The 12,527-nt window shown below is 58.8% G+C and carries 7 protein-coding genes; 4 read left to right on the forward strand and 3 right to left on the reverse strand.

The features are described 5' to 3' along the window. Positions 1–171: 171 nt before the first annotated feature. A complete protein-coding gene (locus tag ACYQ1P_RS15600) occupies positions 172–3,297 on the forward strand; it encodes an EAL domain-containing protein (RefSeq protein ID WP_460021266.1) in 3,126 nt (1,041 codons plus the stop codon). Positions 3,298–3,349: 52 nt separating this feature from the next. Here ACYQ1P_RS15600 and sat read toward each other — a convergent pair whose 3' ends face one another. Then, positions 3,350–4,531 (reverse strand): sulfate adenylyltransferase, encoded by a 1,182-nt coding sequence (gene sat / locus ACYQ1P_RS15605; protein WP_460021267.1) that lies wholly within the window; start codon positions 4,529–4,531, stop codon positions 3,350–3,352. Positions 4,532–4,990: 459 nt separating this feature from the next. On the opposite strand from sat, the gene ACYQ1P_RS15610 reads away from it, so the two are divergent. The 3 genes from ACYQ1P_RS15610 to ACYQ1P_RS15620 all read left to right on the forward strand — a co-directional run bounded on the left by ACYQ1P_RS15610 (position 4,991) and on the right by ACYQ1P_RS15620 (position 9,961). Beyond that, positions 4,991–7,177: a cyclic nucleotide-binding domain-containing protein gene (locus ACYQ1P_RS15610; RefSeq protein WP_460021268.1), complete on the forward strand. Its 2,187-nt coding sequence runs from the start codon at positions 4,991–4,993 to the stop codon at positions 7,175–7,177. Between the two features lie 307 nt (positions 7,178–7,484). Continuing rightward, the gene (locus ACYQ1P_RS15615; RefSeq protein WP_460021269.1) at positions 7,485–8,381 is read left to right on the forward strand and encodes a response regulator; all 897 of its coding nucleotides are present in this window, start codon (positions 7,485–7,487) and stop codon (positions 8,379–8,381) included. Between the two features lie 128 nt (positions 8,382–8,509). Next, positions 8,510–9,961 carry a lipopolysaccharide biosynthesis protein gene (locus ACYQ1P_RS15620; RefSeq protein WP_460021270.1) on the forward strand — a complete coding sequence of 484 codons (1,452 nt, stop codon included), beginning with the start codon at positions 8,510–8,512 and terminating at the stop codon, positions 9,959–9,961. Between the two features lie 70 nt (positions 9,962–10,031). Here ACYQ1P_RS15620 and ACYQ1P_RS15625 read toward each other — a convergent pair whose 3' ends face one another. Further along, positions 10,032–10,955 (reverse strand): EDSAP-1 family PEP-CTERM protein, encoded by a 924-nt coding sequence (locus ACYQ1P_RS15625; RefSeq protein ID WP_460021271.1) that lies wholly within the window; start codon positions 10,953–10,955, stop codon positions 10,032–10,034. A gap of 427 nt (positions 10,956–11,382) precedes the next feature. Further along, positions 11,383–12,306: an EDSAP-1 family PEP-CTERM protein gene (locus ACYQ1P_RS15630; protein ID WP_460021271.1), complete on the reverse strand. Its 924-nt coding sequence runs from the start codon at positions 12,304–12,306 to the stop codon at positions 11,383–11,385. Positions 12,307–12,527: the final 221 nt, after the last annotated feature.

The following is a 12,527-nucleotide window of genomic DNA, read 5'->3' on the forward strand; positions in this document are numbered from 1 at the left end:
ATTCTCGGATATCGCTTACTTTGTTGTGGAATTCGGGTGTGGCAGGGATACGGGACGTCGTGACATCAAAAACCATTCAAGTCCTGCTGGTCGAGGACCATCTGGGGGATGCCCGTCTGGTCGAAATCCTGGTCCAGGAGTCCCAGGGGGGGGCGCGAGGCGTTTCGTTTCGTGCATGTGCAAACCCTGGCCCTGGCGTTGGAACATCTGGCCCGGGACTCCTTCGATGTGGTTCTGCTGGATCTTTCCCTGCCCGATTCCCAGGGTCACGCCACCCTCGAAAAAGTCATCGCCCAAGCCCCCGATCTGCCGATCGTCGTGCTGACCGGACTCGATGACGAAAAATTCGCCATGGAAGCCATGCAGAAAGGGGCGCAGGACTTTCTGGTCAAGGGCGATGGCGATGGTCGGCTGATCGCCCGCGCCCTGCGCTACGCCATCGAACGCCAGCGCAGTGAAAGCGCCGTGCGGGACAGTGAAAACCGGGCTTCCACGGCGGAAACCCTCCTGTCGGAGGCGGTCAACAGCGTTGGCGAGGCCCTGGTGGTGTGGGATTCGGAGGATCGTTTTGTCCTCTGCAACGACAACTACCGCAAACTTTTTCCCACTACAGAACCGCTGCTCGTTCCAGGCACCTCCTTCGCCGATATCATCCGGGAGCAAGCTCTCATGCTGTCTCAGGAGGCGGAGCGCGACCAGTGGATCGACGAGCGGACGCAACGCCACCGGACCCATGCCGAACGCTATTTGCAGGAGTTGCCCAACGGGCAATGGGTGCAGATCAGCGAGCACGCCACTCCCGGCGGCGGCATCGTGGGGATCTATTCCGACGTCACGCAGACCATAGAGACCCAGGAACACCTCAACCAGATAGCCTCGGAACGCGAGGCCATTCTGCAAAATGCCTCGGTGGGCATCGCCCGGGTCGTTGGGGATACCGTCCAATGGTCCAACAACCGGTTCCGGTTTCTGTTCCGGCTCGGGGCCGCTCCGGCGGAGAATCTGCCGGTCGCTCAATTGTTCTCCGGCCCAGATGCCTATCGGGCCATGGTCCAGGAGGCGGAACGGCTGCATGTGGTCAACCGGAGCTATCGCGCCGAATTGCGACTGCGCCGACAGGACGGCAACCTGTTCTGGTGCCGCCTGATCAGCCGGGCCGTGCAGGCGGACGATCCCGGTCAGGGTACCATCATCATTTTCGAGGACGTAGAGGACCGCGTCCAGGCCAATCAGGCGCTGCAAGCCAGCGAACGGCTCTATCGTACGATCATCGACACGGCGGCCGAGGGCTATTGGCGCTTCACCCCCGAAGGCCATACCGAGGAAGTCAACTCGGCCCTCTGTCGCATGCTGGATTGCGAGGAGGAAAAGCTGCTGGGTCATCCTCTTGCCGATTTTGTCAGCCCGGAGGACAGGCTCCATCTCGCCACCCAACTGGCCCGCCTGAACCGCGATCGTCAAGCCTCATTCGAACTGGCCTTGCATGCCTCCAACGGACGGACGGTCCACACCCGTTTCAGCGCCACTTCGTTGGTTGATGATCCCAAGACCCCGACCTCGTTTTTCGCCTTTATCACCGACATCACCGAACGCAAGAAAGCCGAGGAAAGCCTGCGCCTGTCGGCGGCGGTGTTTGAAAATTCCGCCGAAGCGATCATGGTGACCGATGGCGAAAACCGCATCACCGCCGTCAACCCGGCCTTTTCCCGGATTACGCAGTGGTCGGCCGAGGAAGTGCTCGGCAGGAACCCCAGCCTGCTCAACTCCGGCCGCCATGACGCCCCGTTTTTCCGGCAGATGTGGGAGACCCTTGTTGAAACAGGGCATTGGGAAGGCGAAATCTGGAATCGCCGCAAGAACGGCGAGATCTATGCCGAATGGATGACCATCTCGGCCATCCGCGACCCACAGGGAAACATCATCGAATACGTGGCCCTGTTCAGCGACATCACCAAGCGCAAACAGGCCGAAGAGGTGATCCGCCATCAGGCCAATTTCGACGCCCTGACCGAATTGCCCAACCGCACTTTGTTCCTCGACCGGCTGCACAGTGCCATGATCCAGGCCCGCCGTGGCGGTTTCCGGCTGGCCTTGATGTTCATTGATCTGGACCGTTTCAAATGGGTCAACGATACCCTCGGTCATGCCGCCGGGGACCAGCTTTTGCAGCAGGCGGCGGCGCGGTTGGTCAAATGTGTTCGCGAATCGGATACGGTGGCCCGCCTCGGCGGCGACGAATTCACCGTCATCCTCTCGCAAATCAACCATACCCGGGACGTGGAACGGGTGGCCAGCAAGATCCTTGAGGAACTCTCGACCATGTTCCTCATTGACAACACCGATGTCTTCATCTCCGGCAGCATCGGCATCACCGTGTATCCCGACGATGCGGAGGATCTGGAAACCCTGCTGAAAAACGCCGATTCGGCCATGTATCGAGCCAAGGCGGGGGGGCGCAACGCCTTCCGCTTCTTCACCGGCGATATCGACGAGAAGGTCCGGGTCCGCCTGGAGATGGAAAACGCCCTGCGTCACGCCCTGGGGGCCGAGGAACTGTCGGTGGTTTACCAGCCCATCGTCGATTTGAAAGCCAACCTGGTGTCCGGGGCGGAAGCCCTGCTGCGCTGGACCCATCCGGAAAAAGGCCCCATGAACCCGGCCGAGTTCATACCGCTGGCCGAGGAAACCGGCCTGATTACCCAAATCGGCGAATGGGTGCTGTGGACCGCGTGCAGCCAGATCAAGAGTTGGCAGGACACCGGACTGCCCATCGGCCGCGTCTCGGTCAACATTTCATCGAAACAATGCCGCCTGGACAAATTCGAGGATCGGGTCAGTCATATTCTGGAACGCATTGGACTGGACCCGGGGTTCCTGACCCTGGAAATCACCGAGACGGTCATTCTGGAAGACACCAGCGGCAGCGCCGGGGTTCTGCATGCCCTGCACGACCTGGGCCTGCACCTGTCCATCGACGATTTCGGCACCGGCTATTCGTCGCTCAGTTACCTCAAGCGCTACCCGTTCGATGTGGTGAAAATCGACCGCAGCTTCATCGACGAAGCGGCGGAAGACCCGGCCGATGCCGCCCTGGTAGAGGCCATCATCACCATGTCCCATGGTCTCGGCATGACGGTGGTAGCCGAGGGAGCCGAGCGCGCCGAAACCGTGGCCTACCTGCGCGCCAGGAACTGCGACCATATCCAGGGCTATTTTTTCAGCCGCCCCCTGCCACCACAGGATTTCGAAGAGTTCGTGCGCCGGTTCAACGGCGAGGAATCCCTGTCAGAGGCATGAAAAAGGGGGAGACGCCTGAGCCTCTCCCCCTCCTTGTCGGAAAATACCGGACTTACTTCAAACCGGCATAATATTCTTGCAGGATCTTCACCACTTCCGGCCGCGAGAATTCGGGCGGAATGTCCTGACCGGCGGCCAGCATTTCACGCTGTTTGGTACCGGAGATGGACACATGGTTGGACTTGTCGTGCGGGCAGGTCTTGGCCGTGGCCATGCCCATGCACTTGTTGCAGTAGAAGGTGATGTCGATCTTCAGAGCGCCGGTCACCAGAGCGCCGTCCCACAGCGTATCGAAGATGTGCTGGGCATCGAACGGGCCATAGTAGTCGCCCACACCGGCATGATCGCGACCGACGATCAGATGCGAGCAGCCGAAGTTCTGACGGATCAACGCATGGATCAGCGCCTCGCGCGGACCGGCATAGCGCATTTCGATCGGATACCCGGCCTGAATCACGGTGCCCTTGACGAAGTAGTTGTCGATCATCGCCTGAATGGCCTTGGTGCGGGTCTCGGCCGGAATGTCGCCCGCCTTCAGTTTGCCCAACACCTGATGGATGAACACGCCGTCGGTGACTTCGACCGCGATCTTGGCCAGATGCTCGTGCGAACGGTGCATCGGGTTGCGAGTCTGGAAGGCGGCGACCTTGGACCAGCCCTTCTCGGCGAAGGCGGCCCGGGATTCGGCGGGGCGCATGTACAGATCGCCATACTTGGCCGGAAAGTCCCCTTCGTCAACGACCATCACCCGACCGGCCAGATTGACCGGCTTCTGTCCCATGACTTTCTGCACGCCAGGGTGCTCGGGATCGGTGGTGGTATAGACATGCTGGCATTCGAACGCCTTGTCGGCATCGGTCAATTCGTACTTCTCGGAGACCTGCATGATCGCCATGACCAGACCGGTTTCCTCATCGACCAGAGCGACTTCCTCTTCTTCGCCGATGCTGTCGGCCAGCGCCTTGTCGGCGGAAAGGGTGATCGGGATCGGCCAGAACAGGCCATTGGCCATTTTCATTTCGGCGCAGACGCCTTTCCAGTCGGCCTTGTTCATGAAGCCGTTCAGCGGTGTGTAAGCTCCCATGGCGAACATCAGGACGTCAGACGTTTCCTTGCTGCTCATGGGCACCTTTTTGAGGCCTGCGGCACGCGCTTTCTCGGAGGCGCGTTCGACTTCCGGCATCAACAACGGATTGAGCTCTCCACCGCCATGCGGCGGGACCAAAGTGGACATGGTTATTCCCCCTGCTTTAGTTTTGCTGGTCGTGGCATCCCCCCCACTGGACGATGCGCAACGGACTGGCACCATACCAGAAGCAACGGCCCGCGCACCACGAAAATTACGTTCCTCTAATTAAGACTCTCCGCAATCAACGTTTTTTTGAGGCATACCGGGCCGATTTCGCACTTTTTTCCAGTCGGAATAATGGCTGGAAATTCCGCACTTGGCCGCTGAGATCGTGGCCTGTATCCCTTGAAGAGCCCCGAATATGGGACTGCAACATATTTTCTCCATGCAATTCATCCGAAAGCCACCAAATATTAAGCTCTTTGGTGTTTGTTAGGGGTTGTCAGGAACCATTGATGGTCCTTTAATGCGACAGTGTGGGTCTTATAAGTTAGAATTGTTCCAATGTGTTACGGCATATCCCGCCGTGGCGTGGTTGTTGTCGTGAACTAGAGAAGTGAACGAATGGCGTCTCTGCGAAAAATTCAGGTCTCCACTGGAGTTCATTGGATAGAGGTTCCTGAGGCGGGTCTCTATGTGCTCTGCGGCTCTCCGGCCGACAGCGTCAAACATCTGATGCTGCGTGGCCTGATCGTGCCGATGGAGCGCGATGGGGTGAAGTTCGAATCCGGCCCCAACGCCATTCTGCTTTCCGACGCCATGATTCAGAACGGCCATTTCGCCAATCTGGCGGAATTCCCGGTGCTTCAGATGCTCTATCGTCAGGGCATGATTCTGCCCAACCACCCCAACAATCGGGGCATCCGTCCGATCCTGCTGGGTTCTGAACGTCAGGTTCAGGCGCAGATGGAATACATCTTCCGCGGCAACTACGGCCTGATCTCCACCGAGGAACTGGAACAGGCGGGCATGACGCCCGCTGAGGCCAGTGACATGATGAACCTCAAGCTGAAGTTCGCTTTTGGCAAAATCCGAGACTCCTCGGAATTGTTGGATCACCGCTGTGTCGGCGTCGATCCGGTGGAAATCCGCAATGGGGTGACGGTCCGTCGCATTTCCTTCAACGTCTTCGAGTTCGCCTACAAAAAGGAAAAGGTCACTGTCGACCTGACCCTGAAGGAGGACGAACGCTACCGCCCGCCCTACCGCATGGGCTTTCACGAGATCAAGCGCGAGCATTTCGGGATCATCCATTCCGGCGACGGCGACGGCTGGGATGTCAACCGGCCCTGTACCGCCAGCATTCTCATGTATCAGGGCTATATATATCTCATCGACGCCGGACCGAATCTGCTGCACAGCCTGACCGCGCTGGGCATCGGCACCAACGAGATCAAGGGTATTTTCCACACTCATTCCCATGACGACCACTTCGCCGGCATCACCACCTTGATCCAGTCCGGTTTCAGGATGAAATATTACGCCACGCCGTTGGTGCGTCATTCGGTGACCAAGAAACTGACCGCCCTGCTGGGAATCTCCGAGGAACGCTTTGGCGATTTCTTCGAGGTGGTTGATCTGAAGTTCGACCAGTGGAACGACGTGGAGGGCATGGAAGTCATGCCCCTGCATTCCCCGCATCCGGTGGAAACCAATCTGTTCTTGTTCCGCACCCTGGGCGAGGAAGGGCATCGCTCCTACGCCCATTTCGCCGACATTTCTTCCTTCAACATTCTCGAAGGCATGGTGCGCAAGGACGGCCAGGAAATCGGCATCTCCCTGGAAATGCTGCAAAAAACCAAGACCGACTATCTGCATCCGGCCAACATCAAGAAAATTGATATCGGCGGCGGTCTGATCCACGGCACGGCGGAGGATTTCAAGGACGATCCCTCGGACATGATCATCCTGTCCCATACCTCCCTGGACCTGACGTCACGGCAAAAGGAGATCGGTTCCGACGCGCCGTTTGGGATCACCCACATTCTGATTCCCGACCATACGGACATCTCCCGGCGCACCGCCTTCGAATATCTGCGCGCCTATTTTCCTGACGCCGTGCGCCATACCATGCGCAACATCATGAACAACCAATTGTTCACCCTCAACCCGGGCACCATCATCATGCGCGAGGGCGAGCAGAACACGGAAATCCTGCTCATCCTGTCGGGCATCGTGGAGATGATCAAGTCGGACTCGCCGACCGCTTATCCGCTGTCGGCAGGCACTCTGGTCGGGGAGTATTCCGGCCTGCACGGGCTGCCCTGCAACGCCACCTACCGCACCGCCAGTTTCGTCCAGGCCCTGCGCATCCCGGGCACTATGTATGCCGATTTCGTGCATCAGAACGATTTCCATGATCGCATCGAGCGGCTGCACGAAACCCGTACCTTCCTCCAGGGCACATGGCTGTTCGGCGAGGAAGTATCCTACAGCACCCACAACACCATCGCCGAACGGACCATCGTCCATACCTATGACACGATCGGCGCCACCGTCGAGGCCCACGCCGGATCGCTGTTCGTGGTCAAGTCCGGCGAAGCGGAATGCATGATCGGCACCCTGCCGGTCACCACCCTCAAGGCCGGCGACTTCATGGGCGGCGAATCCATTATTTCGCAACCGCCCCGCCCGACCACCTTCAAGGTCAAATCCCCGGTCGTCGTTCTGGAAATCCCCTCCGACATCTTGCGCCAGATCCCCATCATCATGTGGAAACTGCTGGAAGCCTACGAACGCTCGTCGAGCTGAGGCGATTCCGACCTCGGACGGCTTCAAGGACGCGCCCCCTCCCTCAAAGAGAAGGGGAAACAGCCTTCAGATTCCGATCACTCAAATGTGATTGCCTCTCGGAAATCGTAGGTTTTCTGCCGAATATGTCTGTCCTTCGCCATATTTTATTTCTATTTCGAAATAAATTTTACTGTGCTGTGACCCAGCGCACAGGCCCCGGTTCGGCGGGTGTTATAATGGTACCTAGGCAGAACCCGAGAGGTCCATCATGCTCCAGAAAAGCCCAAACCCGCATCCAGCAAAAGGACATGTCCTGAATTCAGTCGTGACATGGAGTAGCTCGGTTTCCGGCAAGAATTACCAGATGCAACGGGTGCAAAGCGCCTTGGGGGTCGGCAACACGGAAATCCGGCGCACCATTTACGGAATCCTCAACCGCGAAGGGGTCAAGGAGATCCAAGGACTTTCCAGTGAGGAGGCCCTTCTGGAGCATCTGAAGGCCACCATGCCCGACTTGTTGATTGTCGACTGCAAGCTCGAAGGCGACGCTGTCGTGGAGCGGATCAAGGATATCCGCAACCATCGCCTGGGTGATAACCCGTTCATGGTCATCATGGTGCTGCTTGATGCGCCACAACCGGAAGAGATCATGGCCTGGATTCAGGCGGGCGTGGATGACGTTCTGCTGCAACCGGTATCTCCGGCCCAGATTCTCAAGCGCCTGCTTGGCCTGATCGAAAATCGCAAGCCCTTCGTGGTGACCAGCGATTATACCGGCCCGGAACGCCGCGCCAAGCCGCGCGGTGGCGAGTCCAGGGTCGTGCCGATGAAAGTGCCTAATTCTCTCAAAGCCAAGGCCACCGGGGCTTACGAAGTCAACCAGTTGCGGCTGGATATCCAATCCATGTTGACCTGGGTCAACGGGGAAAAAATCCAGCGTCACGTGGAGAAGATCGCCGAAATTTCAGGTACCGTCCTGCCCATGTTGGAAGCCGGTTTGCACGGCGACCTCCTCAACCACAAAATGAGGGAGATGGCGACCATAGCCGAGGATCTGGGACGGCGAGTGGTGGATACGGAGCATGCGGACAAGGTCGACCTTTTCCGCGACCTGCACGGGTTGACCCAGCGCCTCAAGGGCGAGGCCCATTCCGGCGAAGATGTCCAACAGTTCCAACTGCTGTTGGAAAAAATCGCTCAATCGTTCCATCGTCCCGCCTAGAGCGAGGCTTTCCACGACCGCGAGAACCTTCTAGTATTCCCCAATATCGTATTCCTGAGGCCGAAAGGCCTCGGGACGCTGTTTTTGTGCGACCCGCCTCCGCAGACACCTGGATTTAAGGGAATTTCATGAGCAGCAGCATTCGTCGCGCGGTCGCCACCTCATTTCTGAGCAAATTCAGCGCCACGGCCATCAGCACCATCTCGGTGCTCATATTGGCCCGGTTGTTGACTCCCGCTGAAATCGGCGTGTTCTCAGTCGGCTATGCGGTGATCGCCATCGCCCATACAATAAGAGACTTCGGCGTGGTTTCCTATTTGATCCAGGAACCCAACCTGACCCGCGACCACGTTAAAACGGCCCTGGGCATCACCACCGCCGCCGCCTGGAGTCTGGCCGCCCTGTTGTACGGGTTCAGTGGTTTTCTGGCCGACTTCTACCATGAGGCCGGTGTCCAGGAAGTCATCCAGATTCTCTGCCTCAATTTCCTGCTGTTGCCGTTCAGTTCCCCCGTCTTCGCCCTGTTGCGCCGGGACATGAACTTTGGGGCCTTGTTGAAGATTAACGTGCTGTCGGCCATCGTGCATGGGACTGTCGGGGTGACCCTGGCCTATATGGACTTCGGTTATTACAGCCTGGCCTGGGCCTCGGTGGCGCAAATTCTGGCCAATGTGCTGTTGGGGATGTTGTTCCGCCCGGATGCCGCCATGGTCCTGCCCGGATTCAAGCACTGGCGGCATGTGTTGTCGTTTGGCGGCAGAGTCAGCGTGGCGCGGATTTTCGAAACCCTGGGCAACAGTTCCAACGACCTGATCATCGGCCGGTTGATTGATTTCACCGCCGTCGGTCTGCTCAGTCGCGCCCTGGGGCTGATCAATCTGTTCGACATTCGGTTCATGGAGGCCGTCGAATCGGTCATGCTCCCGGCCTTCTCTTCGAAGAATCGCGAAGGCACACACCTCAAGGCGACTTATGTTCGCTCCGTCGAGTATCTGACCATATTTGCCTGGCCCTTCTTCGGTGTCCTGATTCTCACCACCATGCCGGTGATGCGGATCATGTTCGGACCGCAATGGGATGCCGCCATCCCTCTGGTCCAGATCCTGTGTGTCGCGACCTTGATTAAGCCGTTGTTCGGCATGGGAACCCATGTGCTGGTCGCTCTGGGACATGTGGGCGCCAATTTACGCGCCACGGCCCTCATTCAGGGGGTTCGGGTGGGGGCGATTTTCGTTGCGGCCTTCCATTCACTGGAAGCCGTGGCCGCCAGCCTGATCGGCGTCTATCTGCTGGGCTTTGTGATTTACGCTTACTTCCTGCGCCGTCATTTGCAACTGGGGCCGTTTGAGTTGCTGTTCAGTTGCTGGCGCAGTCTAGCCGTCGCGGGTCTCAGCATCGCCGGCCCGGCTGTGGTCTATTTATTCCTGGGCTACAACGATGACACCTATCTGGCCCATTTCGCCATCGCCGTGTCCGCCGCCGCCACAGGATGGCTGCTCGGGGTCATCCTGTTCCGTCACCCCCTGCTGGGGGACATGAAAGCCGCCTTGGATACGATCAAAAAATCGCTCTCATCCTGACCGGACACAACGAGAAAGGCCGGATGTTTGCACATCCGGCCTTTGAATTGGGTGCGGAGAAGCGGGGCCGTTAGGCGGCCTTGTTCATCCGACGACGGGCGGCGCCCAGACCGATCAGGCCAATGCCCATCAGGGCCAGGGAGGCGGGCTCCGGAACGGCCGTGGCGTTGGTGTTGACCTGCTGGGTCAGGGTGAAGGCATACAGGTGACCCTGCTGCAGGGCAAGGCTGGAGGTGGTTTCAAAGTGGGTCAGCGCCACATCGTAGGTCGCCAGCGGCGAGGTGAAGGCGGTCGCAATAACCGGCAGAGAACCACCGGTGCCCACATTCAAGGCGCTCGGATTGTAGTTCATCAGGGTCTCGCCGGTGGAGTAATCCACCAGGGTCACGGCGAAGGTCGAGGTCACGCGGGCCAGCTCACCCGGACGCGCCCGGTCGCCGGTGATGTCGGCCACCATGCTCATGGTCGCGTCGAACGACATGGTCAGGGTGCCGCTGGACTGAGCGGTGAAAACCATCTGAGACGTGTTGCCCGTATCGGCATTGGCCGAACCGGAAACCGCCGGGATGGACGCGCCCATGGAGGTCTCGCTGACGATCGAGGCGCTCACCGCGCTCGGCGCACCGAAATAGGCCAGCAGCGACCCTTGCAGGTCGGTGTCGGCGCGGCTGAAGGTCGGGCCGGTCGCCGCTTGACCAAAGGTGTTCTCGGCGATGCTTCCGCAGGAACCGACACAGGCCATGGAGCCGTCGGAGGTGGAGTGGCTCATACCGGGAATGCTGCCCGCGGCTTCCGTGGTGTTGTTCAGGGTCAGCGGAATGATGTTGCCCAGGTCGAGCTGGGTCGAACCCGCATCGGTGTTGAGGATCAGCTGGGCATTGCTGATGGAGAACGAACCATAAGCCAGGGCGTCGGCCTTGGCGTCGGTGGCGGCCATGCTGAGGGCGAAAGCACCGGCGACGGTGGCCATCAAGGTCTTTTGCATCTTGGTCATCTCAAAAACTCCAAATCACGTTGTCGGTTGCAGCCGGCGTGCGTGAATTTTTCTTTCGCCAGCAATTCCATTGGCCTGAGCCACACCAACAGTAATGCACGACCCGTGCCAGTTTTCGTTTCTTATTATATTTCAATGAATTAATGAAAAACAGACCCCCAACACCCCCCCAACACAAGACCAAACTGGAAAAGATCCTGACACTCTCTTCGCGTAGGTCACGGTCCTGGTTTACACTTTTAGGATAGGTTTTAGCTCTGGAATGACATTTCACAGCACGGGCTCATGCAAAAATCCGGATTTCCGGGTGCGTGGCCTCAATTTCGACACTGTCAAGAATCCCGACGATGCCTCCTGAACCTGACAACGAGAAAGGCCGGATGTTTGCACATCCGGCCTTTGAATTGGGTGCGGAGAAGCGGGGCCGTTAGGCGGCCTTGTTCATCCGACGACGGGCGGCGCCCAGACCGATCAGGCCAATGCCCATCAGGGCCAGGGAGGCGGGCTCCGGAACGGCCGTGGCGTTGGTGTTGACCTGCTGGGTCAGGGTGAAGGCATACAGGTGACCCTGCTGCAGGGCAAGGCTGGAGGTGGTTTCAAAGTGGGTCAGCGCCACATCGTAGGTCGCCAGCGGCGAGGTGAAGGCGGTCGCAATAACCGGCAGAGAACCACCGGTGCCCACATTCAAGGCGCTCGGATTGTAGTTCATCAGGGTCTCGCCGGTGGAGTAATCCACCAGGGTCACGGCGAAGGTCGAGGTCACGCGGGCCAGCTCACCCGGACGCGCCCGGTCGCCGGTGATGTCGGCCACCATGCTCATGGTCGCGTCGAACGACATGGTCAGGGTGCCGCTGGACTGAGCGGTGAAAACCATCTGAGACGTGTTGCCCGTATCGGCATTGGCCGAACCGGAAACCGCCGGGATGGACGCGCCCATGGAGGTCTCGCTGACGATCGAGGCGCTCACCGCGCTCGGCGCACCGAAATAGGCCAGCAGCGACCCTTGCAGGTCGGTGTCGGCGCGGCTGAAGGTCGGGCCGGTCGCCGCTTGACCAAAGGTGTTCTCGGCGATGCTTCCGCAGGAACCGACACAGGCCATGGAGCCGTCGGAGGTGGAGTGGCTCATACCGGGAATGCTGCCCGCGGCTTCCGTGGTGTTGTTCAGGGTCAGCGGAATGATGTTGCCCAGGTCGAGCTGGGTCGAACCCGCATCGGTGTTGAGGATCAGCTGGGCATTGCTGATGGAGAACGAACCATAAGCCAGGGCGTCGGCCTTGGCGTCGGTGGCGGCCATGCTGAGGGCGAAAGCACCGGCGACGGTGGCCATCAAGGTCTTTTGCATCTTGGTCATCTCAAAAACTCCAAATCACGTTGTCGGTTGCAGCCGGCGTGCGTGAATTTTTCTTTCGCCAGCAATTCCATTGGCCTGAGCCACACCAACAGTAATGCACGACCCGTGCCAGTTTTCGTTTCTTATTATATTTCAATGAATTAATGAAAAACAGACCCCCAACACCCCCCCAACACAAGACCAAACTGGAAAAGATCCTGACACTTTTTCCCGCCACTTTG

This window comes from Magnetospira thiophila (genome assembly GCF_054657015.1).